The 26,354-nt window shown below is 61.3% G+C and carries 27 protein-coding genes; 25 read left to right on the top strand and 2 right to left on the bottom strand.

Annotation, left to right across the window (positions count from 1 at the left end):
* Position 1: 1 nt before the first annotated feature.
* The 18 genes from fabD (at position 2) to ylqF (ending at position 17,681) form a co-directional block, all read left to right on the top strand.
* Positions 2 to 925, top strand: a complete 924-nt coding sequence (gene fabD, locus PTZ19_RS04280; RefSeq protein ID WP_276352541.1) for an ACP S-malonyltransferase — start codon at positions 2 to 4, stop codon at positions 923 to 925.
* A 410-nt stretch (positions 926 to 1,335) separates the two neighbouring features.
* Positions 1,336 to 2,082, top strand: coding sequence for a 3-oxoacyl-[acyl-carrier-protein] reductase (gene fabG, locus PTZ19_RS04275; RefSeq protein WP_276352924.1), 747 nt, complete (start codon positions 1,336 to 1,338; stop codon positions 2,080 to 2,082).
* 131 nt (positions 2,083 to 2,213) lie between these two features.
* On the top strand, positions 2,214 to 2,447 hold the full coding sequence (gene acpP / locus PTZ19_RS04270) for an acyl carrier protein (RefSeq protein ID WP_219637538.1): 234 nt from the start codon (positions 2,214 to 2,216) through the stop codon (positions 2,445 to 2,447).
* Positions 2,448 to 2,520: 73 nt separating this feature from the next.
* Complete coding sequence (gene fabF / locus PTZ19_RS04265; protein WP_276352538.1) at positions 2,521 to 3,762, top strand: beta-ketoacyl-ACP synthase II; 1,242 nt, start codon at positions 2,521 to 2,523, stop codon at positions 3,760 to 3,762.
* An 89-nt stretch (positions 3,763 to 3,851) separates the two neighbouring features.
* Complete coding sequence (gene rnc, locus PTZ19_RS04260; RefSeq protein ID WP_276352537.1) at positions 3,852 to 4,544, top strand: ribonuclease III; 693 nt, start codon at positions 3,852 to 3,854, stop codon at positions 4,542 to 4,544.
* Positions 4,545 to 4,592: 48 nt separating this feature from the next.
* Positions 4,593 to 8,165: a chromosome segregation protein SMC gene (smc, locus tag PTZ19_RS04255; RefSeq protein WP_276352536.1), complete on the top strand. Its 3,573-nt coding sequence runs from the start codon at positions 4,593 to 4,595 to the stop codon at positions 8,163 to 8,165.
* A gap of 19 nt (positions 8,166 to 8,184) precedes the next feature.
* Positions 8,185 to 9,183: a signal recognition particle-docking protein FtsY gene (ftsY, locus tag PTZ19_RS04250; RefSeq protein WP_276352535.1), complete on the top strand. Its 999-nt coding sequence runs from the start codon at positions 8,185 to 8,187 to the stop codon at positions 9,181 to 9,183.
* Between the two features lie 145 nt (positions 9,184 to 9,328).
* On the top strand, positions 9,329 to 9,769 hold the full coding sequence (locus tag PTZ19_RS04245) for a MarR family winged helix-turn-helix transcriptional regulator (RefSeq protein WP_276352534.1): 441 nt from the start codon (positions 9,329 to 9,331) through the stop codon (positions 9,767 to 9,769).
* A 3-nt stretch (positions 9,770 to 9,772) separates the two neighbouring features.
* The gene (locus tag PTZ19_RS04240; protein WP_276352533.1) at positions 9,773 to 11,275 is read left to right on the top strand and encodes a DHA2 family efflux MFS transporter permease subunit; all 1,503 of its coding nucleotides are present in this window, start codon (positions 9,773 to 9,775) and stop codon (positions 11,273 to 11,275) included.
* Positions 11,276 to 11,406: 131 nt separating this feature from the next.
* A complete protein-coding gene (ylxM, locus tag PTZ19_RS04235; RefSeq protein WP_276352532.1) occupies positions 11,407 to 11,751 on the top strand; it encodes a YlxM family DNA-binding protein in 345 nt (114 codons plus the stop codon).
* A gap of 28 nt (positions 11,752 to 11,779) precedes the next feature.
* The gene (gene ffh / locus PTZ19_RS04230; protein ID WP_276352531.1) at positions 11,780 to 13,171 is read left to right on the top strand and encodes a signal recognition particle protein; all 1,392 of its coding nucleotides are present in this window, start codon (positions 11,780 to 11,782) and stop codon (positions 13,169 to 13,171) included.
* Positions 13,172 to 13,463: 292 nt separating this feature from the next.
* Entirely contained in the window at positions 13,464 to 13,736 is a 273-nt protein-coding gene (rpsP, locus tag PTZ19_RS04225; RefSeq protein ID WP_276352530.1) for a 30S ribosomal protein S16, read from the top strand.
* A gap of 58 nt (positions 13,737 to 13,794) precedes the next feature.
* Positions 13,795 to 14,028 (top strand): KH domain-containing protein, encoded by a 234-nt coding sequence (locus PTZ19_RS04220; protein ID WP_276352529.1) that lies wholly within the window; start codon positions 13,795 to 13,797, stop codon positions 14,026 to 14,028.
* An 89-nt stretch (positions 14,029 to 14,117) separates the two neighbouring features.
* On the top strand, positions 14,118 to 14,642 hold the full coding sequence (rimM, locus tag PTZ19_RS04215; RefSeq protein WP_276352528.1) for a ribosome maturation factor RimM: 525 nt from the start codon (positions 14,118 to 14,120) through the stop codon (positions 14,640 to 14,642).
* Between the two features lie 3 nt (positions 14,643 to 14,645).
* Positions 14,646 to 15,401: a tRNA (guanosine(37)-N1)-methyltransferase TrmD gene (gene trmD, locus PTZ19_RS04210; RefSeq protein WP_276352527.1), complete on the top strand. Its 756-nt coding sequence runs from the start codon at positions 14,646 to 14,648 to the stop codon at positions 15,399 to 15,401.
* Positions 15,402 to 15,556: 155 nt separating this feature from the next.
* Entirely contained in the window at positions 15,557 to 15,898 is a 342-nt protein-coding gene (gene rplS, locus PTZ19_RS04205) for a 50S ribosomal protein L19 (RefSeq protein ID WP_276352526.1), read from the top strand.
* A 111-nt stretch (positions 15,899 to 16,009) separates the two neighbouring features.
* Complete coding sequence (lepB, locus tag PTZ19_RS04200; protein WP_276352525.1) at positions 16,010 to 16,741, top strand: signal peptidase I; 732 nt, start codon at positions 16,010 to 16,012, stop codon at positions 16,739 to 16,741.
* A 37-nt stretch (positions 16,742 to 16,778) separates the two neighbouring features.
* Positions 16,779 to 17,681: a ribosome biogenesis GTPase YlqF gene (gene ylqF, locus PTZ19_RS04195; RefSeq protein ID WP_276352524.1), complete on the top strand. Its 903-nt coding sequence runs from the start codon at positions 16,779 to 16,781 to the stop codon at positions 17,679 to 17,681.
* Positions 17,682 to 17,940: 259 nt separating this feature from the next.
* Here the strand turns inward: ylqF and PTZ19_RS04190 are convergent, their stop codons facing one another.
* Positions 17,941 to 18,435 (bottom strand): hypothetical protein, encoded by a 495-nt coding sequence (locus PTZ19_RS04190; RefSeq protein ID WP_276352523.1) that lies wholly within the window; start codon positions 18,433 to 18,435, stop codon positions 17,941 to 17,943.
* Positions 18,436 to 18,640: 205 nt separating this feature from the next.
* On the opposite strand from PTZ19_RS04190, the gene PTZ19_RS04185 reads away from it, so the two are divergent.
* From PTZ19_RS04185 to PTZ19_RS04165, 5 genes are all read left to right on the top strand, one after another.
* Entirely contained in the window at positions 18,641 to 19,270 is a 630-nt protein-coding gene (locus PTZ19_RS04185) for a ribonuclease HII (RefSeq protein WP_276352522.1), read from the top strand.
* Positions 19,271 to 19,342: 72 nt separating this feature from the next.
* Positions 19,343 to 21,154: a hypothetical protein gene (locus tag PTZ19_RS04180; protein ID WP_276352521.1), complete on the top strand. Its 1,812-nt coding sequence runs from the start codon at positions 19,343 to 19,345 to the stop codon at positions 21,152 to 21,154.
* Complete coding sequence (locus PTZ19_RS04175) at positions 21,151 to 21,462, top strand: EscU/YscU/HrcU family type III secretion system export apparatus switch protein (RefSeq protein ID WP_276352520.1); 312 nt, start codon at positions 21,151 to 21,153, stop codon at positions 21,460 to 21,462. The genes PTZ19_RS04180 and PTZ19_RS04175 overlap by 4 nt, the downstream gene beginning before the upstream one ends.
* A gap of 25 nt (positions 21,463 to 21,487) precedes the next feature.
* Positions 21,488 to 21,862, top strand: coding sequence for a YraN family protein (locus PTZ19_RS04170; protein WP_276352519.1), 375 nt, complete (start codon positions 21,488 to 21,490; stop codon positions 21,860 to 21,862).
* Positions 21,863 to 21,923: 61 nt separating this feature from the next.
* The gene (locus tag PTZ19_RS04165) at positions 21,924 to 22,061 is read left to right on the top strand and encodes a hypothetical protein (protein ID WP_276352518.1); all 138 of its coding nucleotides are present in this window, start codon (positions 21,924 to 21,926) and stop codon (positions 22,059 to 22,061) included.
* A 94-nt stretch (positions 22,062 to 22,155) separates the two neighbouring features.
* Here PTZ19_RS04165 and PTZ19_RS04160 read toward each other — a convergent pair whose 3' ends face one another.
* A complete protein-coding gene (locus tag PTZ19_RS04160; RefSeq protein ID WP_422614968.1) occupies positions 22,156 to 23,775 on the bottom strand; it encodes a YifB family Mg chelatase-like AAA ATPase in 1,620 nt (539 codons plus the stop codon).
* 280 nt (positions 23,776 to 24,055) lie between these two features.
* Here PTZ19_RS04160 and sucC point away from each other — a divergent pair, with 280 nt between their 5' ends.
* Entirely contained in the window at positions 24,056 to 25,216 is a 1,161-nt protein-coding gene (gene sucC / locus PTZ19_RS04155; protein ID WP_276352517.1) for an ADP-forming succinate--CoA ligase subunit beta, read from the top strand.
* 67 nt (positions 25,217 to 25,283) lie between these two features.
* Positions 25,284 to 26,210: a succinate--CoA ligase subunit alpha gene (gene sucD, locus PTZ19_RS04150; protein WP_276352516.1), complete on the top strand. Its 927-nt coding sequence runs from the start codon at positions 25,284 to 25,286 to the stop codon at positions 26,208 to 26,210.
* Positions 26,211 to 26,354: the final 144 nt, after the last annotated feature.

Genomic DNA, 26,354 nt, shown 5'->3' with positions numbered 1-26,354 from the left:
AGTGAGCAAAATCGCATTCGTATTCCCCGGCCAAGGCGCGCAAGCGGTCGGCATGGGGAAGGACGCCTACGAGACGTCGCCGGCGGCGAAGGAGATTTTCGACCGCGCGGACGCCGCTCTCGGGTTCCCGCTGAGCAAGACGATTTTCGAGGGTCCGGAAGAAGAACTGCGGCAGACCGCTTTGACGCAGCCGGCCCTTCTGACGACCAGCGTGGCGCTGTGGGAAGTTTATAAGGCGCAAGGCGTAAAACCCGATTACGTGGCAGGGCACAGCCTGGGCGAATACAGCGCGCTGGTGGCGGCCGGCGTGCTGGGCTTCGAGGACGCGGTGCGTCTCGTGCGGGCGCGCGGCTTGTTCATGGAGCAGGCCGTGCCCGGCGGGCAAGGTGCCATGGCGGCGGTGCTCGGCGCGGAACGCGAGCCGCTGGAGGCGCTGTGCCGCGACGTCTCGGCGAACGCCGGGCTTGTGGAATTGGCCAACGTCAACTGCCCGGGACAAATCGTCGTATCGGGCACGGCAGCCGGAGTGGCGGCCGTCGGCGAGCGGGGCAAGGAAGCCGGGGCCAAACGCGTCATTCCGCTGGAAGTCAGCGGGCCGTTCCACTCTTCGCTGATGCAGCCCGCGGCGGACCGCTTATCCGGGGAACTGGCGAAAGCGGAATTCCGCGATGCCGAGGTGCCGGTCGTGGCGAACGTGCACGCGCAACCCGTTACGGACGGCGCGGCCATTCGCGAACTGCTGGTGAAGCAGGTCGTCTCCCCGGTGCTCTGGGAAGAGACCGTCCGCTATCTGGTCGGACAAAGCGTCGATACGTTCGTGGAAATCGGCTCCGGCACCGTGCTGGCGGGGCTGATCCGCAAAATCGACAAGACCGTGCAAGTCGTGTCGGTGAACACGGCAGCCGCTGCGCTGGGGCAGGCTTAAAACGGCGCATCGGTTTAAACGCCGCCCAAAGCAGGCTTAAACCCTGCTGACTTGGGGTGCTGTGGCTGATTAAGTCTGCCACGCAGGCTTAAACCCTGCAATCGGTCGGCTGGGCGGACGTTTAAGCCGTTTCTACCGACTTAAACCTTGCAGACGCGGGATACAGCGGTCGTTTAAGTCGGTTCCGCCGACTTAACTCCTGCGGATGCAGGGTACGATGGACGTTTAAGCCGTTTCTACCGACTTAAACTCCATACACGCGGGGTACGACGGTCGGTTAAGTCGGTTTTACCGACTTAAACCCCGCCAACGCGGGTAGTATCGGCGGATTCAGCCTGCCACACCGGCTTAATTCCAACCCCTCAATAACTTGCAACCAAACCATTTTCCAAGGAGGTCTCCCCATGGCCATGTGGGATTTGACGGGCAAGGCCGCCCTCGTGACGGGCGCGTCGCGGGGCATCGGCCGCGCGATCGCCGTCGCGCTGGCGGAAGCGGGCGCCGACGTCGCCGTGAACTATGCCGGCAGCGAAGCGGCTGCGGCCGAGACGGTGAAAGCGATCGAAGCGCTCGGACGCAAGGCGGTCATGATCAAGGCGAACGTCGGCAAAGCCGCCGAATTCGAAGCCATGGTCGCCCAGGCGCTGGAGGCGTTCGGCAAGCTGGACATCCTGGTGAATAACGCCGGCATTACCCGTGACAACCTAATCATGCGGATGAAGGAAGAAGAGTTCGACGAGGTCATCGAGACGAACCTCAAAGGCGTGTTCAACGGCATCAAAGCCGTGACGCGCTCCATGATGAAGCAGCGGTCCGGCCGCATCATCAACATCTCGTCCGTCGTCGGCGCGCTCGGCAACCCGGGGCAGGCGAACTACGTCGCCTCCAAAGCCGGCGTCATCGGCCTGACCAAATCCGCGGCGAAGGAGCTGGCCTCCCGCGGCATCACCGTCAACGCCGTAGCTCCGGGATTCATCGCCACCGACATGACCGACAAGCTGCCTCCCGATATGAAGGAGAAGCTGGAGAAGGACATTCCGCTGGGCCGGGTCGGCCGGCCGGAGGAAATCGCCTCCGCGGTGGTGTACCTCGCGTCCGACGCTTCCTCGTACATGACGGGTCAGACGATCCACGTCGACGGCGGCATGTACATGTAAGCGGAACCGCCGGGCTTGCCATGACCCTCCTCGTCCGGCGGGACTTGCATTTCGGGCGATTTCCGTATACGCTTGCTTCTATGGCTTTTTGTCCATGATTCACGTATAATACGTTAAGGGAGGTGAACCGGATGTCCGATGTTTATGAGCGCGTGAAACGCATCGTCGTCGAACGCCTGGGAGTGGAAGAGGCGGAAGTAACCGCCGAAGCATCCTTCAAAGACGACTTGGGCGCTGACTCTCTCGACGTGGTAGAACTCGTGATGGAGCTCGAAGACGAATTCGACTTGGAGATTTCCGACGAGGATGCAGAGAAGATCACAACGGTGGGAGAAGTCGTAAATTACATACAATCTCATTCGTAATGGTCGCGGTCCCGTTGGAAGACGGGACCTCTCCACATTCGAGCGTCTTTTACCCCGAAGAGGTGAAACCGTTTTGGCACAACGCGTCGTCGTTACCGGGATGGGAGTCGTGACTTCCCTCGGTTCGGATATACGGACTTTTTGGAACAACCTGCTGGCGGGCAAGTCGGGCGTCAGCCGGATCGAAGCTTTCGATACTTCCGACTATACGACCAAAATCGCGGCGGAGATCAAGAACTGGGATCCCGAAGCGTACGGTTTGGATAAGAAAAACGCGCGCAAAATGGACCGGTTCGTGCAATTCGCCGCGGCCGCGAGCTTGATGGCGCTGAAGGATTCCGGACTCGAAATCGGTTCGAACGCCGAGTCGGACCGCGTCGGCGTCAGCGTCGGCTCGGGCATCGGCGGATTGGGCACGTGGGAAGAGCAGCACAGCCTTCTCCTGGAGAGAGGACCGCGCCGCGTCAGCCCGTTCTTCATCCCGATGATGATCGCCAACATGGCCAGCGGCCAAATTTCCATGATCACCGGCGCCAAAGGCCCGAACACGACCACCGTGACGGCCTGCGCCACGGGAACGCATTCCATCGGCGATTCGTTCCGGATGATCCAGCGCGGCGACGCCGACGCGATGATCTGCGGCGGCGCCGAAGCGACGGTTCGGCCGATGGCGATGGCCGGGTTCTGCTCGATGCGGGCGATGAGCACCCGCAACGACGAACCGGAGAAAGCGAGCCGGCCGTTCGACGTGGACCGCGACGGCTTCGTCATGGGCGAAGGCTCCGGCGTTCTGATCTTGGAAAGCTTGGAACATGCCCTGGGGCGCGGCGCCCATATATACGCCGAAGTCATCGGCTACGGCATGAGCGGCGACGCTTACGACATGGTGGAGCCGGATCCGGACGGAGCGGCCCGCTGCATGGCGAGGGCGATCAAGGACGCCGGCATCGCACCGGAAGAAATCGGATACATCAACGCGCACGGAACCTCGACGCCGGTCGGCGACAAATCCGAGACCACCGCGATCAAGACGACGTTCGGCGACCACGCCTACAAGCTGGCGGTGAGCTCGACGAAGTCGATGACCGGGCATCTGCTCGGCGCCGCGGGCGGCATCGAGGCGGTGATTTTGGCGCTGACGCTGCAGAACGGCGTGATCGCGCCGACGATTAATCTGGATCGCCAGGATCCGGAGCTGGATCTCGACTACGTGCCGAATGCGCCCCGCAAGGCGGACATCCGCACGGCGTTGTCGAATTCCTTCGGATTCGGCGGCCATAATGCGACCGTCATCATGCGCAAATACGAAGCCTAATCGGCGCGAAAACGGCGACGCAGGCGGCCGGTGCCGCTTGCGTCGTTTCTGTTTGAAGCGTCTTATCCGGAGAAAGGCGGTGCGAGCAGGTGAAGGAATCGTTTCGCAAGCTGCAGGAGCGGACGGGCTTTACGTTCCGGAACGCGGCGCTGCTGCGGCAGGCTTTTACGCATACTTCATACGTGAATGAACAAAGGGGAGCCCGGACCTCGGACAACGAGAGGCTGGAGTTCCTGGGCGACGCCGTTTTGCAGCTCACCGTATCGGAATATTTGTACCGCAAGTACCCGGACCGTCCGGAAGGCGAGCTGACCCGCCTGCGCGCGAGCATCGTCTGCGAGCCGTCGCTTGTCCGTTTTGCCGAAGCGCTCGAATTCGGGCAAGTCGTGCTCCTCGGCAAAGGGGAGGAGCTTACGGGGGGCCGAACGCGGCCCTCCCTATTGGCTGACGCCTTCGAGGCGTTCGTCGGCGCTCTTTACCTGGATCAAGGACTGGGTGCGGTCCAGACTTTCCTGAACCGACACTTGTTCCCCCATTTGCCGGAAGACGGGAGAGCGCCGCTCAAAGATTACAAAACCGAGCTTCAGGAGAAGGTGCAGCAGCTTGGCCAAGGCCCGCTCGAATACCGGATCGTGGAAGAGAGGGGCCCCGCGCACGACCGGGAATTCGTCGCCGTCGCGCTGATCGGGCAGCAGGCGCTCGGCCACGGGGCCGGACGCTCCAAGAAGGAAGCGGAGCAGCAAGCGGCATCGGAAGCGCTGCGGGCGCTGACGAAAGGTTAACGCAAGTATTCGCCGTTTTCAGAATGCTGATGAGGTGAGGATTTTCGCATGTTTCTGAAACGAATCGAGCTGGCCGGATTCAAATCGTTCGCCGACCGCACGGAGCTGGAATTCACCCGCGGCATCACGGCGGTCGTCGGCCCGAACGGCAGCGGCAAAAGCAACATTTCCGACGGCATCCGCTGGGTGCTCGGCGAGCAGAGCGCCAAGTCGCTCCGCGGCGGCAACATGCAGGACGTCATATTCGCCGGCAGCGACACGCGCAAGCCGGTCGGCTTCGGCGAAGTTTCGCTTACGCTGGATAATGCCGACAAGGCGCTGCCCCTCGATTTCACGGAGGTCACGGTCACCCGCCGCGTCCACCGCAGCGGGGAGAGCGAATATCTGATCAACAAGCAGCCTTGCCGGCTGAAGGATATCACCGAGTTGTTCATGGATACGGGCATCGGCAAAGAGGCTTATTCGATCATCGGGCAAGGCCGAATCGAGGAAATCCTCAGTACCCGTTCCGAAGACCGCCGCGGCATTTTCGAGGAAGCTTCCGGCATCGTGAAATACAAAAGCCGCAAGAAGGAAGCCCAGAAAAAGCTCGAGGACACGGAGAACAACCTGCTGCGGATCCACGACCTCGTCAGCGAGCTCGAGGGCCAGATCGAGCCGCTGCGGAAGCAGGCCGAGAAAGCCGAGACGTTCAAGACGCTCAGAGAGCAGCTGAAAAACAAGGAAATCGCGCTTTACGTCCATCAGATCGAAGGCGTGCACGCTTCCTGGAAAGAGCTGAACGAACGGCTGGCCGCGCTGCGCGAGGAGCAGACGGCTCTCGGCACGTTCGTAAGCGCGCACGACGCGCAGCTCGAGGAAGACCGCCAGGCGCTGAACCGCTTGGAGGACGAGCTGGCCTCCCTGCAAGACGAGCTGCTGCGCTGCAGCGAGGAAACCGAGAAGTCCGAAGGCTACGGAGAGCTGCTCGCCGAGCGGAAGACCAACTTGGAACGCAATCGCGAAGGGCTGAAAGAATCGCTGGCTTCCGCCGAGAAGCGGCATGCGGAGGCTTCGGCGGAAGCCGAGGCCTTGCAAACCCGCCGGAGCCAGGCCGAAGCCGAGCATGCGGCGCTGGCGGCCAAGCTGGAGACGGAAGAGGAGCGGCTGGCGCTGGCCGACGGCAGCGAGGAAGCCGAGAATAAGCTGAAGGCCGAGCTGTTCGAGGTCATGAACGCGATGGCGCAGGCCCGCAATGAAATCCGCTACGGCGAAGGTCAGCGCGAAATGCTGGAGCGGCGTTTGGCGCGCATCACGGAAGAGGAAGAGAAATGGAGCCGCCAACAGGCCGAGCTGGAAGAACGGCGCGTCCGCGCGGAGGAAAGGTTGGCTGAAGCGGCCCGGCAATTAGTCGAAGTGCGCGACCGCCTGGTGTCCGAAGGCGCCCGTTCCGGCGAGCTGCAGCGCAAAGTGGAGGAGGCTCAGGCGAACGCCCGCCGCTGGGAACAGAAGCGGGAGGCGCTCGTGTCGCGGCGGGATACGATCAAGGAGCTTCAAAACGATTACGACGGTTTCCAGCACGGCGTGCGCGAAGTGCTGCGGGCGGCGGGACGCGGCCAGCTCCATGGCGTGCACGGCGCCGTCGCGGAGCTGATCCGCGTGCCGGCGCATCTGGAAACCGCCGTCGAAACGGCGTTGGGAGGCGCCCTCCAGAACATCGTCATGGAGGACGAGCGTACGTCCCGGGCCGCGATCGCTTACCTGAAGCAGCGGCAGTCCGGCCGCGCGACGTTCCTGCCGCTCGACGTCATCCGTCCCCGCCATCTGGGAGACGGCGACCGCCGCATGCTGGAGCAGGCGGAAGGTTTCGTCGGCGTCGCGTCCGAACTCGTCGCCACGGAGCCGCGTTACGAAGGCATCGTCGGCAGCCTGCTCGGCAACGTGCTCGTTTCGGAAACGCTGGAGCAGGCGAACCGCATCGCGTCCCGGCTCCAATACCGCTATCGCGTCGTGACGAAGGACGGGGACGTCGTCAATCCCGGCGGTTCGATGACGGGCGGCAGCCTGCAGAAGAAGTCGGCCAGCCTGCTCGGCCGCCAGCGCCAGCTCGAAGAGCTGGAGAAGGAGATCGCCGAAGCGGAGAAGGCGCGGGAGACCGCGAGAGCGGAGGTCGACGACCTCAAGAAAGAGCTGGCCCACGCCTCGCAAAATATCGAACAGCTGCGGGAAGCCGGAGAGAAAGAGCGCCTGAACGAGCAGCAAGCGCACGCCGACCTGCAGCGGATCCAGGACGAAGTCGTCCAGCTCGGCGAGCAGCGCGCCGCCTTGGACGGGGAAAAGTCGTCCTTCGCGGCGGAGGCCGGCGGACTCGAAGCGCAGAAAGGCGAAGCGGAAGCCCGCCTTACGGCGTTGACGGAAGAGGAACGGCGCGTACAGGAGCGCATCCGCGAGGCGGAAGAGCTCCGGCGCCGCACCCAGTCCGAGAAGGAAGAGCTGCAGTCGGCGCTCACCGAGCTCAAAGTCACGATCGCCAGGTTGGAGCAGGACATGGCCTCGACCGACGAGCAGAGCGCCCGCGTGCGGGCGGAGCTGTCGCGCCTGTCCGCGGAGCGCAAAGGGCTGGCGGAATCGCTGGCCAACAACGAAGCCGAGTCGGCCCGCACGGAGCAGGAGCTCGTGTCCCAGCGCGAACGGCTGAACGAGTTGAGAATCCAGCGGAAGAGCCTGACGGAACGGATCGAATTCAAACGCGCCGACCGGACCCTCAAGCTGAAAGAGCTGGAAATCAAGGAAGGCGAGACGAAGGAGCAGCGGACGAAGCTGAGGAACGTCGAGGATTCGCTGCGCCAATCGGAAATCGCCGAAGGCCGGCTTGACGTCGAGCTGGAAAACCTGCTGCGCAAGCTGAGCGAGGAATACGAAATCGGCTTCGAGCTGGCCAAGGAACGTTACGCCGTTCCGGAGGACGTGCCGGCGGCCCAGAACGAAGTCCGGGAGCTCAAGCGTAAAATCACGATGCTAGGCGACGTAAACATGGGCGCCATCGAGGAGTTCAAACGCGTCAGCGAACGTTACGAGTTCCTGTCCGGCCAGAAGAACGACCTGATCGAAGCGAAGACGAAGCTGCACGGCATCATCCGGGAAATGGACGAAGAGATGTCCCGCCGCTTCCTGACGACGTTCGCGGACATCCGCAAGCATTTCGTCGTCGTCTTCTCGCGCCTGTTCGGCGGCGGCCGGGCGGACCTGATCCTGACCGAGCCGGACAGTCCGCTCGACAGCGGCATCGATATCGTCGCGCAGCCTCCGGGCAAAAAGCTGCAAAACCTGCAGCTCATGTCCGGCGGCGAACGGGCGCTGACCGCGCTCGCTTTGCTGTTCGCGATCCTGAACGTCAAGCCGGTGCCGTTCTGCGTGCTCGACGAGGTCGAAGCGGCGCTGGACGAAGCGAACGTGGCGAGGTACGCGCAATACATGCGGGAATTTTCAGAAACGACGCAGTTCATCGTCGTCACCCACCGCAAAGGGACGATGGAAGAGGCGGACATGCTGTACGGCGTCACCATGGAAGAAGGCGGCGTCTCGAAGCTGGTGTCCGTCCGCCTGGAGGACACGGACGATTTGATGACGGCCACCGCGTAAACGGTTTGGAGGTAGAGGAATGAGTTTTTTCAAACGACTCCGGGAGAGCATCGCGTCCAAGACGGAAGCGGTGACGAGCAAGTTCAAGGAAGGGCTCGCGAAAACCCGCAGCTTGCTGACGGACCGGGTGGCCGAGCTGTTCACGCGTCGCAGCAAGATCGACGAGGCTTTCTTCGAAGAATTGGAAGAAATCCTGATCGGCGCGGACGTCGGCGTGAACACGGTCATGGAGCTGATCGACGACCTGAGGGATGAAGTGAAGAAACGCAAAATCGATCAGCCGGCCGAATTGCAGCCGATCCTCAGCGAGAAGCTGATGGACATGCTGCGGGGTTCCGGGGAAGACGCGGCGTTGAAAACGAATCCGGACGGCATTACCGTCATCTTGTTCGTCGGCGTCAACGGCGTCGGGAAAACGACGACGATCGGCAAGCTGGCGTGGCGCTTCAAGCAGCAAGGAAAAACGGTGCTCATGGCCGCGGGAGACACGTTCCGCGCCGGCGCGATCGAGCAGCTCGAAGTATGGGGCCAGCGCACCGGCGTGGATGTCATCCGGCAGGAAGCCGGTTCCGATCCGGCGGCGGTCATGTTCGACGCGGTGCAGGAAGCCAAGCGCAGGGGCGTCGACGTCCTGCTGTGCGATACGGCGGGACGGCTGCAGAACAAAGCCAACCTCATGGAGGAGCTCGCCAAGATCCACCGCGTCATCCAGCGGGAAATCCCGGGCGCCCCGCATGAAACGCTGCTCGTGCTGGACGCCGCCACCGGGCAGAACGCGTTGCAGCAGGCGAAGCTTTTCGGCGAGAAGAGCGGCGTCACCGGCCTCGTCCTGACGAAGCTGGACGGTACCGCCAAGGGCGGCATCGTGATCGCCATCCGCAACGAAATGGCGCTGCCGGTGAAATTCGTCGGGCTCGGCGAGAAAATGGACGATCTGCAGGAATTCGACGCGGAGCAATTCGTGCACGCGCTTTTCGCGGGTTTGGCGGGTAATCCGGAGGAAACGGAAGAAAACTAATGATATGGGGCCGCATGGATCCGATGTAAGCGGAGACATGCGGTTCGTTTCGTCATAGGGAATGTATTCCTCTCCTTGACGGGGAAGGTGACGGATATTAAGATATTTCGTGTGCGAAATATTCGGCTGCGAAGGATGGGAGGAAATGGATGACCGCAATCCGATCGTTCGGATTGGCGATTCGCTTCGCGAATTGAACCGCGTCTTTTTCCACGTGACCCGCAGAGATTGCGAGGAATTCGGGATTACGCCGATTCAATTTCTTGCGTTGCGCGTTCTCAAGCAATATCCTCGGATCGGCTTGAACGAGCTGTCCGAGCTCATGCATTCGGGCGCCAGCACCGTCAGCGGCGTCGTGGACCGGCTCGTCCAGGCCGGGTTCATCGAGCGGGAAAGGTTGGAGAAGGATCGGCGCGCCGTCGAGCTGAACTTGAGTTCGGCCGGGAATGAGATGGTCGAACAAATGAACGATCGGATCTTGGATCGCCTGTCTCCCTTGCTTACGCTGTCGGAAGAGGATATTGGCCATTTGCTGAGGGTTCAAGGCAAAATCATCGACTTACTGCAAAACGGAGAGGATAAGTGAGAAATGGAAGCCGTACAAAATCAAATCAAAAGGGCGCCGATCGTCGCGTCCCTGCTAATCGCCGCTTTCGTGGCGATCTTAAGTCAGACCTTGCTCAACGTCGCCCTGCCCACCATGATGAAAGACTTGAACGTCGGGGAAAGCACGATCCAATGGCTGATCACCGGCTACATGCTGCTGAACGGCATCCTCGTTCCGATCAGCGCGTTCCTGATCGAGCGGTTCACCACTCGCCAACTGTTCGTTAGCGCAACCAGCTTGTTCACGGTCGGCACTCTGATGTGCGCGCTCGCCCCCGGATTCGAAGTGCTGCTCGCAGGACGTTTGATCCAAGCCGCGGGCGCCGGCATCCTGATGCCGCTCATGTCCATCGTGTTCCTGACGATTTTCCCGATCGAACAGCGCGGGAAAGCGATGGGCATGATGGGTCTCGCGATGATTTTCGCGCCGGCCGTCGGCCCGACCTTGTCGGGCTGGATCGTCGAGCACCATTCCTGGCGGGTGCTGTTCTACATCGTGCTGCCGCTTGCGGTGATCGGTTTGGTTTTCGGGGCGTTCTCCATGAAGAACGTTACCAAGAACTCCTTGCCCAAGCTGGACATTTGGGGCGTCATTTTCTCGACGATCGGTTTCGGCGGCCTGCTGTACGGATTCAGCGACGCGTCCACGGACGGCTGGGACAACGCGCGCGTCATCGTCAGCTTGGCTGCGGGCGTCGTGTTCCTGATCCTGTTCGTCTGGCGGGAACTGAAGGTCGAGAAGCCGATCCTGGAGTTCCGGGTTTTCAAATTCGACATGTTCTCGCTCACGACCTTGATTAACGTCATCATCACGATGGCCATGTTCTCCGCCATGATCCTGCTTCCGATCTTCCTGCAGAATATCCGGGGCTTCACCCCGCTGAAATCCGGCTTGCTGCTGCTGCCGGGCGCGCTGCTCATGGGCGTCATGTCCCCGATCACCGGCATGATTTTCGACAAAGTCGGCGCCCGCTGGCTGTCGGTCATCGGACTCCTGATTACCGCAGGCACGACGTACGAGTTTACGCAGCTTACGGTCGACACGTCGTATAACCACATGCTGTTGCTGTACACGCTGCGGATGTTCGGGATGTCCATGCTGATGATGCCGATCCAGACGGCCGGCATGAACCAGCTGCCCCAGCGGCTCAACGCGCACGGCTCGGCGATGTCGCAGACGCTGCGGAACATCGCCGGTGCGCTCGGCACGGCGCTGCTGGTGACATTCTTCACCAACGCCGCCGAGTCGAAGGGCAAGGATCTCGTCATCGCCGCGAAGATCAACCCGCAGGACGCGGCCAACGCCGCCCAAATGAAGGAGATCACCGATCAAGCGACGGTTTACGGCATCAACTTCGCGTTCGAGATTTCCATGTGGATGATCGTCGCCGCGCTGGTATTGGCCTTCTTTATCCGTAAGGTAAAGCCGCATTCGGAAACCGTGGCGGTTCCGCAGAAAACGGCCGCCGAGTCCGCAAGCTCCTAATCGAAACGCGAATAGGCGAAACGGGTGTTAAGGAGAATTCCTTGACATCCGTTTTCGTTTTCGTTAAGATGGGGGAGTACGTTCGGCTGTAAAGTGTTTTTCCTTAACACGGGGCGAAAGGGTGACCTGGGGTGAACGGGGAGAACGCGCTGGAGAAGACGAACCGGATCAACGTCCTGTTCGACTTTTACGGTCCTCTTTTGACGGAGAAGCAGCAGACGTTCCTGAAAAGCTATTTTCAAGACGATTATTCCCTCGGCGAGATCGCCGCGGAATTCAACATCAGCCGGCAGGCGGTCTACGAGCATCTGAAACGCGGCACGTTGACGCTGGAAAGTTATGAAGAAAAGCTGGGCCTGGCCGCCCGCCACGAGAGGCTCCAGGAGGACATCGACCGGCTGGAGCGGGAAATCGGACGGCTGCCGGCCGACCGGCGGGGTCCGCTGCTCGAATCGGCGGCCCGCTTAAGGGATTGACCTTTCTTCCGTTAAAGGAGGGGCAAAAATGGCATTCGAAGGATTGACGTCCCGGCTGCAGAACGTGTTCGGCAAGCTGAGGGGACGCGGCAAGCTGACCGAGGAAGACGTCAACGAGGCGATGCGCGAAGTTCGGCTTGCGCTGCTCGAAGCCGACGTCAACTTCAAGGTCGTCAAGGATTTCATCGCCAAGGTGAAAGAGAAGGCCGTCGGGCAGGAAGTCATGAAAAGCTTCACGCCCGCGATGGTCGTCATCGATATCGTCAACAAAGAGCTGACCGAGCTCATGGGCGGCACGCAGGCTAAGCTGGTCAAAGCGAACAAGCCGCCGACCGTCGTGCTGATGGCGGGTCTCCAGGGCGCCGGCAAGACGACGCTGACCGGCAAGCTCGCGAACCTCCTGAAAAAAGAGAACCAGAAGCCGCTGCTCGTGGCAGGCGACATTTACCGTCCCGCGGCGATCAAGCAGCTCGAAGTGCTGGGCGGGCAGATCGGCGTGCCGGTGTTTACGCTCGGCGATCAAGTAAGTCCGGTGGAAATCGCCAAACAGGGCGTGCAGAAAGCGAAGGACGAAGGCCTCGATTACGTGCTGATCGATACCGCCGGGCGCCTGCAGATCGACGAGGCGCTCATGGAGGAAATCAAGCAGATCCACGACGCGGTCGACCCCGACGAAGTACTGCTGGTCGTCGATGCCATGACCGGCCAGGAAGCGGTCAACGTGGCCCAGAGCTTCCATGAGAAGCTGGCGCTGACGGGCGTGGTGCTGACCAAGCTCGACGGCGACACCCGGGGCGGCGCGGCGTTGTCGGTCAAAGCCGTTACCGGCTGCCCGATCAAGTTCGCGTCGACCGGCGAGAAGATCGACCAGCTGGAGGCGTTCCATCCGGACCGGATGGCTTCGCGGATTCTCGGCATGGGCGACATGCTATCGCTGATCGAGAAGGCGCAGGCGGGCATCGACGCGGAGAAAGCCGCGGAGATGGAACGCAAAATGCGCACCGCGGAGTTCACGCTCGAGGATTTCCTGGAGCAGATGGAGCAGGTCCGCAAGATGGGGCCGCTCGACCAGCTGCTGGACATGATGCCCGGCATGGGCAAGCTGAAGAGCATGCCCAATTTCAAAGTCGACGAGAAGCAGATCGCGCGCACGGAAGCGATCGTCAAATCGATGACCCGCCAGGAGAAGCTGAAGCCGGAGCTGATCAACTTCAGCCGGCGCAAGCGGATCGCCGCGGGCAGCGGCACGACGGTCGCCGACGTGAACCGCCTGCTCCGCCAGTTCGAGGACATGAAGAAAATGATGAAGCAGTTCTCGGGCCTCATGGGTCCGGGAGGCAAAGGTCCGAAGGGCGGCATGAAGGCGCTGAAGCAAATGCTCGGCAAAGGCGGCAAGGGCGGCATGAAGTTCCCGTTCTAAGCTCCTGAAGGGCTGGCGCCGATCCTAACGGACACGACGGACCCTATTTTGCGATAATCGGCCTTGTCCAAACCGTAACGGACACCACAGCCCTTAATGACAACGAAATCTATCAATAGATGGGGAATTTACCCAAATAAGTGCGATGGTGTCCGTTAGAATGCGAATGGGACGAGAATGGCCCGAATAACGTCCGTTGTGTCCCTTAGCGGCATCGCTGTCCGATCGCTCCACGAGGATGGGCATCCATCCGCTGGCGTTTTCGATCCCGTTTAAGGAGGTGAATTTACCAATGGCAACCCGCATTCGTCTGAAACGGATGGGCGCCCACAAAGCCCCGTTCTACCGCGTGGTCGTTTCCGATTCCCGGTCTCCCCGCGACGGCCGCTTCATTGAAGAGATCGGCATCTACAACCCGGTCGCTCAGCCGGCCCAAGTGCAGATCGACGAGGAAAAAGCGCTTAAATGGCTGCAAAACGGCGCGCAAGCTTCCGACACGGTCCGCAGCTTGCTCAGCAAAGCCGGCGTCATGAAGAAGTTCCACGAATCCAAGCTCCAGAAGTAACGTCCTGGCCGTCGGCTCCTTCGGCCGCGGCGGTACGAGGAACCGGAGGAAATGAGCCATGGAACAGCTGATTCGGGTCATCGCCCGGGCGTTGGTGGATCATCCGGAAGACGTGCAGGTCCAGGTCAAGGAAGACGCGCGTGGCCTGGTGTACGAGCTTTCCGTTCATCCCGGCGATGTCGGGAAAGTCATCGGCAAACAAGGCCGCATCGCCAAGGCGCTGCGCACCGTCGTCTCATCCGCTGCCGTCAAGGAGCGGAAACGCGTCATCGTGGACATTATTTCGGATTAGGGAAAAGGGGCAAGAGATGCAGCGATGCAGATCTGGCCCCTTTTCGCAGGTCCGAGAGGGCACAGGCAATCGCAAAGGGGGCAACCTCCATGGCGGAGGAACGAATGCTCAACGTCGGAAAAATCGTAAACACGCACGGGGTGCGGGGCGAGCTCCGGGTATGGCCCCAAACGGATTTTCCCGAAGTCCGGTTCAAGTCGGGCAGCCGGCTGCTCATGGTTCCGCCGGACGGCGCGGGAGACTCGGTTCCCGTCTTCATCCAATCTTCGCGGGAGCAGAAAAACCTGCAGATCGTGAAGCTGCAGGGCTACGACAACATCAACGACGTAGAGCGGTATAAAGGCTGGGAGCTCAAGGTGAGCGCGGAAAACCGGGTTCCGCTCGAAGAGGGCGAATATTACGTCCGCGACATCGTCGGCTGCGAGGTCGTCAGCGAGGAAGGCGAGGCGCTCGGCGTGGTGACGGACGTGCTGTCTCCCGGAGCCAACGACGTCTGGGTCGTCAAGCGGCCGAAAGGCAAAGAGCTGCTGCTGCCGGTCATCGACGACGTCGTGCTGGACGTGGACGTGGCGGCCAAACGGGTGAAGGTCCATCTCATGGAAGGGCTGCTGTAAACGATGCGCATCGACGTGCTGACCTTGTTTCCGGAAATGTTCGACGGGGTGTTCGGCAGCAGCATTTTAGGAAAGGCGCGGGAACGCGGGATCGTGGAGCTGTCCACTTTGAATTTCCGGGAATTCTCCACCAACAAGCACCATACCGTCGACGATACGCCTTACGGCGGGGGCGGCGGCATGGTGCTCAAGCCGGAGCCGATTTTCGGAGCGGTGGAACACGTGCTGGAACGGGCCGGAGGCGAAGGCGGCAAGCCGGCCCGGGTGATTTTGATGTGCCCGCAAGGCGAGACGTTCACCCAACGGAAAGCGGAGGAGCTGGCGCGGGAATCCCATCTCGTGTTTATTTGCGGTCATTATGAAGGGTATGACGAGCGGATCCGCGAGTTTCTGGTGACGGACGAGCTGTCCATCGGCGATTACGTGCTGACCGGAGGGGAACTTCCGTCGATGGCGGTCATCGATGCCGTCGTCCGATTGCTGCCCGGCGTGCTCGGAAACGAAAATTCGGCGCTGGCCGATTCGTTTCAGGACGGCTTGCTGGAGTACCCTCATTACACCCGGCCCCCGGAATTCCGCGGTTGGGCCGTGCCGGACGTGCTGCTCTCCGGGAACCACGCCGAGATCGCCAAGTGGCGGCGGCGGCAGTCGCTGGAGCGGACGTTCGTGCGCCGGCCGGATTTGCTGGAACGCGCCGAATTGACGGCCGCGGAGCGAAAGTGGCTGGAGGAAAAACGCGCCGAGCTGGAATTCGAGTAACGCTCGATTTTTCGGTTGTGTTTCCGTCCCGGCTGTGGTAATATTTTAAATGTTGTTTACATGGATTACGGACGGTCCTCTGCACGCCATGATCCGGATGAAGGCATCCGGGGAGCGGAGACACGAACGTCTATGACGGAAGGAGGAACACCCTCATGAGTCTGCTTCAAACGATTACGCAAGAGCAGTTGCGCAAAGACATCCCGAGCTTCCGCCCGGGCGACACGCTGAAAGTGCACGTGAAGGTCGTCGAGGGCTCCCGCGAACGGATCCAGCTGTTCGAAGGCGTCGTGATCAAGCGTCGCGGAGGCGGCATCAGCGAAACGTTCACGGTTCGCAAAATCTCGTACGGCGTCGGAGTCGAGCGTACGTTCCCTGTACATTCGCCCCGCATCGAGAAGATCGAAGTGGCACGCCGCGGCAAAGTCCGCCGCGCCAAGCTGTATTACCTGCGCAACCTGCGCGGGAAAGCGGCCCGTATCAAAGAAATTCGATAATCCGCATACAAGGGGGGCTTGGCTTAGGCGAGTCCCCCTTTTTGCATTTTCGGGAGATCGATACCCATTCCACCATCCTGCGGCGGAAAGAGAAGCGAGGCGAACGAATCCATGGATGAACGGCAACATCCCGAATCCGAAGAGCGGGAACCATTCGCCGATCGAACGGCGGCAAACGGCGCGAACTCCGAAACGGGCGAACCGGGCGGTACGGACGCCGGAGACCGTTCTCCGGAGGAGCCGGCCGCTCCGCGCAAGCAAGAGTCGTCCCGGCTGGCCGGGGAGCTCGTGGAGTGGATCAAGGCGCTGGCGATCGCCGGGCTGCTCGTTTTCGTCATCCGGTGGCTGCTGGTCAGCCCGTTTATCGTGGACGGTCCGTCCATGCAGCCGAATTTCTGGGACCGGGAACGGATCATCGTCAACAAAATCGTATATGATATCCGCAAGCCCAAGCGCGGGGAAGTGATCGTGTTCCACGTGCCGGACGAAGGCCGCGACTTCATCAAACGGGTCATCGGCGTGCCGGGCGACACGGTCAAAGTGGATGGCGACAAAGTTTACATAAACGGCCAACAGATCGAGGAGCCGTATTTGAAAGCGGCGTACGACGCCGCCCATGCGGCGGGCAATGACTACAACTCGGCCGGCCAGTGGTGGGATGATTTCCCGAACAGCCAAAATCCCGACGGCAAAGTTCCGGAAGGCGCGTTGTTCGTCATGGGGGACAACCGTTCGAACAGCGAAGACAGCCGCACGATCGGCTTCATTCCGCTTAGCCGCGTGGTCGGCCGCGCGGATTTGGTCTACTGGCCGCTTCCGGATTTCCATTTTATCAAGCACTAGCCGGCGGCGATCGGCGCGGCGGAAGGAGGGCGGAGCGATGACGATCCAATGGTTTCCCGGGCATATGACCCGGGCCAAACGCCAAATCGAAGAAAAGCTCAAGCTGATCGACGTCGTGTTCGAACTGATCGATTCGCGCATCCCGCAGTCGAGCCGCAACCCGATGGTCGACGAGATCGTCGGTTCCAAGCCGCGGCTCGTGCTCCTGAACAAAGCCGACTTGGCCGATCCCGGCCGCACGGCGGAGTGGACGGCCTGGTTCCGCGCGCTCGGACACGAAGCGCACGCGATCGACGCGAACAGCGGAGCGGGGGTCAAGGAGATCCCCGCGAAAGCGCGAGAGCTCATGCGCGCCAAAATCGAACGCCAACTGGCCAAAGGGATGAAGCCGCGTCCGGTCCGCGCCTTGATCGTGGGCATCCCGAACGTCGGCAAGTCGACGCTCATTAACCGGCTTGCCGGAAGGAGCGCCGCGGCGACCGGAGACCGTCCGGGCGTGACGAAAGGCCAGCAATGGATCCGCACGGGATCGGACCTGGAGCTGCTCGATACGCCGGGCATATTGTGGCCCAAATTCGAGGATCCGAATGCGGGCAGCCTGCTCGCGGCGACCGGGGCGATCAAGGAAGAAGTGCTGCATATCGACGAGGTAGCCTGCTTTACGCTGCAGATTTTGGCGGCGGACTATGGCGACGTACTGCGCGATAGATACGGTTTGGCCCATTTGCCGGAGCGTCTGCCGGATATGCAATCCGCGGCGGAGGTGTTGGAGGCGATCGGCAGAAGAAGGGGATGCCTCGCCGGCGGCGGGCACGTCGATTTCGAGAAGGCAGCCGGGGTGCTGCTGCGGGATTTGCGGTCCGGCAAGCTCGGGCGGCTGACGTTGGAAAGTCCGATACCGGTTACGGTTAATGGTGCGGATGCGAACGAAACACGGTAGAACGAAAACGAACATTTTCCAAACCCGAGGGGCCGAAAGGCCTCTTTTTTGTTTCCCGTTCACGGAATGTCGCCGCAATTGCGCAGCGAGTGCTCTAAATGGCCGAACTCACCGTTCAGTCGCTGCAGTAGCGCACCACGTGCTCTATATGGCCGAACTCAGCGTTCAACCGCTGAATTAGCGCACCACGTGCTCTAAATCGCCGAAGTCACCGTTTTGCCTCGCGTTCGCTTGAAAGGTCTCCGCAGAGATTTTTCGGTCACTCCGGGAATAACGGCCAAACACGTCTCGACCCTTCAACGCAGCATCCGATGAGCAAGGCGATGAGGATGCCGCCGATAAACGTATAGGCGTTCAAAAACATGGTGTTCGTGTATTGGTTCAACAGCGGCCAGCGGTAAATGACGGAATCGGGATCGCCGGGACCTCCTCCCAGATGCCGCAGCAAAGAACGGGCGAACCGGAACTCTCCGTACCCGCAGACCGCAAGCGGGAAGAAAAGGACCAACGGATAACGGGAGGCGACTCTTCGGTTCCCGAACCTGAAGAAATACCGGCCGGCCTTATAGATGTAGAAAAGCGTAACGGAATAAAAGACGAGGGCGGGAAACGCGATCAGGAGTCCCGGATTCCCGTTGCCGGAAACAGGACCTCCGGTTTTGTAGGCGAAGGTGAACAGCCGGACGAAACCGAAGAAAGCCGCGGAAAGCGAAAGAAAAACGATAAGGAGGATCCGGTCGGATTTCGTTTGCAAGGCCTTAGCCCCCCTTCTCAGGATCCGGAGCGGACATTTTTCTTCTCCAATATACATCGAAATCTTCCTATAAAACCAGATGGCGCCTCTTGGACCAAGAAATGAAAGCAAGAAAGCGCCTGACCGGCCGAATCCGCCGTTGACCGATCGCGAAGCGATGATGGACAATGGAGAAGTCGAAACAACGCGAAAGGGCGTACATCGCATGGATGAAAACGAGTACCGGTTACGGTTCGAAACCGAGCTGTGGTCGCATGGTTTGACGGCCGTGGCCGGAATCGACGAAGTCGGGCGGGGCTGCCTGTTCGGCGACGTCGTGGCCGCGGCGGTCATTCTGCCCCCGGGGCTGGTGCTGGAAGGCGTCAACGACTCCAAACAGCTCAGCGAAAAAAAGCGAGAGCAATTGTATGAAGACATTATCCGCGAGGCGTCCGCGTGGTCCGTCTCCCGCGTGGAGGCCTCCGTCATCGACCGGATCAACATCCGGCAAGCCTCGCGCCTCGCGATGAAACAGGCGGTGCTTGGGCTCGGGATCGTTCCGGAGCATTTGCTGATCGACGCGGAGACGGTGGAGTTGGATCTGCCGCAGACCGCCATCGTGAAAGGGGACTTCTTAAGCCAGTCGATCGGCGCCGCCTCCATTATCGCCAAAGTGACGCGAGACCGGCTATGCGCGGAAGTATGGGACGTGCTTTACCCCGGATACGGCATCGGGAAACATAAGGGGTACGCCACCAAGGAGCATCGGGAAGCGTTGTTGCGGATGGGTCCGACGCCGATGCACCGCCAAAGCTTCCTCGGAAATTTGTTCGCGGTTCAGCAAGAACTGTTCTGAAAGGTTCAGCGTCGATCCGACAATGCCGATACATAGAGTAGATCGCTTTGCGCGAAACCGGAGGGCGGAAGCATGAGCATGAATATCGGACCGATGCTTCGCGCCTTGCTGGGGGATTCGGTTCCAACCGACAGTAAAGCCTTGGAGCTGCGGATCGGGCAAATCGTACGCGGCGTGCTGCTGGAGATGCTGGAAAACGGGGAAGCCCTGATGAATATCGGCGGAGTTCCGGTACGCGCCAAGCTGGAAGCGGATTTGCCGGCGGGGCGGGGGACGCTGCTCCAGGTTCAACCTTCCTCCGGAGGAACGGTCGTGTTAAAGCCGCTCGCCGAAACCGAGGACGCGGCGCCCGACGAAAACTTCCGGGAAACGTTGAAATCGTTCGGTTTGCCCGAACAGAAGTGGGCTTTCGAGCTGCTTCGGGGGTTGAAAAGGGACGGTTACCCGGTCGGCAAAGATACGGCGGCGTATTTCCGGACGGCGCTTGGGCTGAAACCTTCGGGTGAAGATACCTCCGAATGGACGTCCGCTGCCGGGGTGGCTTTCCGTAGAGGACTTCCGCCGACCGAAACGACGGTCGCTTCGCTCAAGCAAGCGTTGTACGGTTCCCCGATCCAGGAGCGGTGGTCGGGATTCGCCGCGGCATTGCAAGAGTGGGCGGCGGACGCCCGTCCGAAATCGCCTGCGGCGTCCGAATTGGCGAGCCGCCTCCAAACGTTGCTGACGGAAGGGGAAGCGCTGCTGAACCAAGGAGAAGACGAGCTGCTTGGACGCGCCGCGGGGACGCCGCGGAGCGGCGCGGCCGCGGACGTTCCGGCTGCTCCGCGTCCGGGCGGGGCGGCGATTGCGGTCGGCACCGCCCATGCTGCCGGTTCATCCGTTCTCCCCATGGATGAGCCGCCGGCTACGGGCGGCGGAAACGTGCCGAACGCCCCGAAGTCCGACGCCGCGGCACGGGGTCTCGCTGAGGCGCCGGCGGCATTCTCGGCCCGATCGGCGCCAGAAGGGCCGGAATCGCAAACAACGCCTTCGGCCCGCTCCGCCGAGCCGAAGCTCCCGGCGGATCCCGCAGCGGCGGTGCGGCCGAGGGCGGAGACCGAAGCCGCCGACGCCGATTTTCGCTCCGCGGTCCGTCCCGAGACGCTGCCGTCCGGAGCTGGCGCCTCTAAGCCGGAAGCCGCCCATACCCGAAGCGAGCCGGCTTGGATCGGCCGCTTCCTGCAGTGGCTGGGCGTCGAACACGAGCATCGGCTATCGGGCGCGTTGACTGCCGCCAAAATGACGGGGGAGCCGGAGGCGATGCCGGCCGACAATTTCAAAAGCGCCTTGCTCGCTTTGGCTTCGCAAGAGGAGGCGCCCCCTGCGCTGCGGGAGGCGGCCCAATCGCTGGCGGGCCAGATTACCGGCCAGCAGCTGCTCCTTTCGCCGGACCGGCAGCCGAACCAGCCCTTCAGCCTCATGACGCTGTTCGTCCCGATGAGAAGCCCCGACGGGGACACGACCGCAGCCGTCCACGTGCAGACCCGCCGCGGCCGCAAAGGGGAATGGGATTCCGACAACTGCCGGCTGCTGTTCGACCTCAGGATGCCGAGGCTAGGCGATACGATCGTCGACGTGCAAGTCGTGAACCGGATCGTTTCCGTCAAGCTGATGAACGATTTTCCCGGCATGGCGGAGCTGACGGAACAAACGAGGGGCGAACTGGAAGCAGGATTATCGGCGGCCGGGTTTCAGCTGCTGTCCTTGGCTTCGTCGCCGCTGCCGACCAAGGAATCGGCCCAAGGGAAGCAAGCCGATGCGAAAGAGAAGTCCGTTTCGTTGCCGTCGTCGGCCGCTTCCGCTTATGCCGCCAAAGCGTATAGAGGGGTGGATTTCCGCGTATGACCCGAAATGCCGGCCGAAAATCCCCCCAGACCGTGCCCAAGAAAGCGGTCGCGTTGAAATACGATCCCGAGCGCAACTCGGCACCGGCCGTCGTGGCCAAAGGAAAAGGCCTGCTGGCGGAGGAGATCCTGAAGAAAGCGCAGGAACACGGCGTTCCCGTCCAGGAGGACGCTTCGCTGGTCGAAGTGTTGTCCAAGCTGGATCTCGAACAGGAGATTCCCCCCGAGTTGTATAAACTCGTCGCGGAGATCCTCAGCTTCGTGTATCGTTCGGACCGGAGAGCCGGCGAGGAAACCGGCCGCCGTTAAGCGGCCAGAGAGGCGGGAGCAGATCGTGACGTCAAGCCGTTCCAACCGGATATCGACCGGCCGCGCGGCGGAAGAAGCGGCGGCGGCATACTTCGAGGAGAAAGGCTGTACCGTGGCCGCCCGCAACTGGCGCTGCCGGACGGGGGAACTGGATCTGATCGTGCGGGAGGGGACCTCTCTCGTGTTCGTCGAAGTCCGATCGCGCACGGCCCCGACCCGTTACGGCACGGCCGTCGAGGCGGTTACGCCGCGCAAATGCCGGCAGGTGCGCCAAACGGCCGAGGTGTACCTGAAGATGAACGGGCTGGAAGGGCATCCGACCCGCTTTGACGCGGTAGCCGTCACGTTCGGGCCGGAAGGCTCGGTCAGGGAACTGAAACATATCCCCGGCGCTTTTTAGAAAAGACGTCCGATTGCCAGGTTTTTCTACATATATCCGATTCATCGGCGAAGCATTCGGAATGACCGTCGATTACGAGCCGGAATCGGGCAGCTTGATCGTGAACGATCCCGCGTCGGAGGAGGTCGGGGATCCGGCTCGAGAAACAACTTCCGAATCCGCGTCGGACGCCTTGAGCGGGACGTCCTCGGATTCGTGACGGATCCGGCGTCCTCGACTGCGCCATGATAAGGAAACATCCGGAACCTCCGGCCCTCGCGGCCGGAGGTTTTCCGTAGATCCGCGTGCCGATCTTAAGTTTTATCCAGGCAACGGTATTGGATCGCCTCCGCCACGTCTTCCGGCTCGATCGTTTCCCGTCCGGCCAAATCCGCGATCGTGCGGGAAATTTTCAAAATGCGGTCGTGCGCGCGCAAACTGAGGCCCAACCGATCGTACACGTCGGCCAGCAACTGCTCGCCGGTCGGCGTAAGGGCCGCATGCCTGCGCAGCAACGCCCCCTGCAAATCGCTGTTCCGGGCGAAGCCGTACCGGGCGTACCGACGCCGCTGGCGTTCGCTTGCTTCCTGGACGATTCCGCGCGCCTCCTCCGTCGTCATGGAGGAAGCGGGCGCCGACGAGCGAACGGAAGGCCGGGGCAGCTCGACTTGCAGATCGATCCGGTCGGCGAGCGGGCCGGACATGCGCGAGCGGTACCGCAAAACGGAACTTTCCGAGCACGTGCAAGGCTTGTCTGCCGGTTCGCTTCCATAATATCCGCACGGACAAGGGTTCATCGACGCGGCCAGCATGAACCTCGCCGGGAACCGGCATACGCCCCGCGCCCGGCCGATCGTGACTTCGCGGTCTTCAAGCGGTTGGCGCAGCGCCTCCAGGCAAATCCGCGAAAATTCCGGCATTTCGTCGAGGAACAGGACGCCGTGGTGCGCCAGCGTCACTTCGCCCGGCTTCGGAACCGACCCGCCTCCGATGAGACCGGCCGAAGATATCGTATGGTGGGGGGAGCGGAAAGGGCGCCTGCGAATCAAGCCGGACCGGGAGTCGCCCAGCTTCCCGCATACGCTGAAAATTTTGGTGACCGTCAGCGCTTCCTCGTCGCTCAGCGGGGGCAGCAAGCCGGGCAGACGGCGGCAGAGCATCGTCTTGCCCGTGCCCGGCGGACCGATGAACAAAATATTGTGCATCCCGGCGGCGGCGATGATCAGCGCCCGTTTGGCCTGGGTATGTCCCACGATATCCGCCAGATCCGGCTCTTCCCCGTCCCGGGGCAACACCCGGCTTTGCGGCCGGATACCGCCGCTCCTCCGTTCCGGCGCCGACGCGGACGGCCGATCGTCCAGCCAGTCGCGGATGGAACGGATGCTCTCCACCTCGATCCCTTCGATGAGGCGGGCTTCATCCGCCGATTCCTCCGGCACGTACGCTTTGCGCATCCCCATATTGCGGGCTTGTTCGGTCATCGGAAGCACGCCCGGCACCGGCCGAACCTCCCCGTTCAGCGCCAATTCCCCGATCAGCAGCGCGTTATCCAGCCGATCCGGCTGAAGCTGGCCGCTCGCGCACAGGATGCCCGCCGCGATCGCCAAATCGAACGAGCTTCCTTCCTTGCGCATATCCGCGGGGGCCAAATTGACCGTGATCCGCTCCATCGGAAACTGCAGCCCGCCGTTCTGCACGGCGGACCTCACGCGTTCCACGGATTCCCGGACCGCGGTGTCCGCGAGCCCGACCACGTTCACTTGGGGGAGTCCGGAACAGATGTTGACCTCCACCTCGATCAGCCGGCCTTCGACCCCGATCACGCACGCGCCCGTCATTTTCACGTACACGACAAAAAACACCCTCTCCTTGGCGCTCAAGCCGGCGGAGAAAGGTGCTTCCTTAACCTTCCGCGTCACGATTTTCCTTGCCATCAGTGTAAGGCCGCCTTCCTTTTCTGTCAAGGCATGGAATGGGGATATCGGGGAAAGGATAGTCGAAGGCGGGAATCCGATCCATTCCATTTTGAGATGAAATCATTGCCAAACGCATCTGAAAAACCGATCGAAAAACAGAGGAAGACTTCTACAAAAAGTGATACAATGGGTAAGGTTTGTTACATAGCTTGACCGCGCGACGGCCGCAAGCGATCCCGGACAGGACGGGCCTACGGTCGCACGGGACAATGCCTGCAAACGGGAGGGTGCAAGAGCCATGAACATTCACGAATACCAAGGCAAAGAAGTGCTGCGCCAATACGGCGTGACCGTTCCCCGCGGTAAGGTGGCCTTCACGGTGAACGAAGCCATCGAAGCCGCCAAGGAGCTGGGGAGCGCCGTTACGGTGGTGAAAGCCCAAATCCACGCCGGCGGACGCGGGAAAGCGGGCGGCGTCAAGATCGCGAAAAATCTCGACGACGTGCGCAAATACGCGGAAGAACTGCTCGGCAAAGTGCTGGTCACGCACCAGACGGGACCGGAGGGCAAGGAAGTCAAACGCCTGCTCATCGAGGAAGGCTGCGACATCAAGAAAGAATATTACGTCGGGGTTGTCGTCGATCGGACGACGGGCCGCGTCGTCATGATGGCGTCCGAAGAAGGCGGAACCGAGATCGAAGAGGTCGCGGCCCGCTCGCCGGAGAAGATCATCAAGGAAACGGTCGATCCGGTTGCCGGCTTGCTGCCTTTCCAAGCCCGCCGCCTGGCTTACGCGATCAACATCCCGAACGAATTGATCAATAAAGCGGCCGGCTTCATGCTGAAGCTGTACAAGGCGTTCGAAGACAAAGACTGCTCGATCGCCGAGATCAACCCGCTCGTCGTGACGGGCGACGGCAACGTCATCGCGCTCGACGCCAAGCTCAACTTCGACTCCAACGCTCTGTTCCGCCACAAAGACATCGTGGAGCTCCGCGATCTGGACGAAGAAGACGAGAAGGAAATCCAGGCTTCGAAATTCGACCTCTCGTACATCGCGCTCGACGGCAACATCGGCTGTATGGTCAACGGCGCGGGTCTGGCGATGGCGACGATGGACATCATCAAATACTACGGCGGAGAGCCGGCCAACTTCCTCGACGTCGGCGGAGGCGCGACGAAAGAGAAAGTGACCGAAGCGTTCAAGATCATCCTGTCGGATGCGAACGTGAAGGGCATCTTCGTCAACATTTTCGGCGGCATCATGAAATGCGACGTCATCGCCGAAGGCGTCGTGGCGGCTGCCCGCGAGCTGGGTCTCGACAAACCGCTCGTCGTCCGCCTGGAAGGCACGAACGTGAAGCTGGGCAAAGAAATTTTGAACGGATCGGGCCTGAACATCGTGGCTGCCGATTCGATGGCCGACGGCGCGCAAAAAATCGTGTCGCTCGTGAAATGAAACGAGAGTCTTTGGGCTCCGCTCAAAGATCCCGATGTAAGGAGAACGAACCGGGGAGTGTGAAATCATGAGCATTTTGATCGATAAGAACACCAAGGTGATCACCCAAGGGATTACGGGAGCGACCGGTCTTTTCCATGCCAAGGGCGCGCTCGACTACGGCACGCAGATGGTCGGCGGCACGACGCCGGGCAAAGGCGGCCAGAAAGTGGACATCGCGCTGGAGAACGGCAGCACCGTTTCCTTGCCGATTTTCAATACGGTGAAGGAAGCGGTAGCGGCCACCGGCGCGACGGCTTCCGTCATCTACGTCGCTCCTCCGTTCGCGGCGGACGCGATCATGGAAGCGGTCGAGGCCGAGCTCGATCTCGTCATCTGCATCACCGAAGGCATTCCGGTCATGGACATGATCAAGGTGAAGCGCTACATGGAAGGCAAGAAAACCCGCCTGATCGGGCCGAACTGCCCGGGCGTCATCACGCCGGACGAGATCAAGATCGGCATCATGCCGGGCTACATCCATAAGAAAGGCCATGTCGGCGTCGTGTCCCGCTCGGGCACGCTGACGTACGAAGCCGTTCATCAGCTGACGACGAACGGCATCGGCCAGTCCTCCGCGGTCGGCATCGGCGGAGACCCGGTCAAAGGTTCCGAGTTCATCGATATCCTCAAGCTGTTCAACGAAGATCCGGACACGTACGCGGTCATCATGATCGGAGAGATCGGCGGCACGGCGGAAGAAGAAGCGGCCGAATGGATCAAGGCGAACATGACGAAGCCGGTCGTCGGCTTCATCGGCGGCGCGACGGCGCCTCCGGGAAAACGGATGGGCCATGCGGGCGCCATCATTTCCGGCGGCAAAGGCACGGCGGCGGAGAAAATCGCGAAGCTGCAGGAATGCGGCATCAAGGTCGCGCCGACGCCTTCCGAAATGGGCTCGACGCTCATTTCCGTGCTCGAGGAGCGCGGCCTGCTGGAGAAGTGCAAGTCGTAAGCGAAGATTGACCGATAGGGTCGAACGGATAGGCAAGCAGCCTTCCGCGCCTCGCCAGAGGCGTCGGGAGGCTGTTTTGTTTTCCGCGATTCCGCCGTCGTTTCCGGGCGTCCGACCGCCTGACGCGTCGAATGCAGGGAGCGG

Origin of the sequence: Cohnella caldifontis (assembly GCF_029360585.1) — a bacterium.
In the GTDB taxonomy this organism is placed as follows: domain Bacteria; phylum Bacillota; class Bacilli; order Paenibacillales; family Paenibacillaceae; genus Cohnella; species Cohnella caldifontis.
Note: the sequence above shows the minus strand (reverse complement) of the source record. Positions and strands in the feature narration are given on the sequence as shown.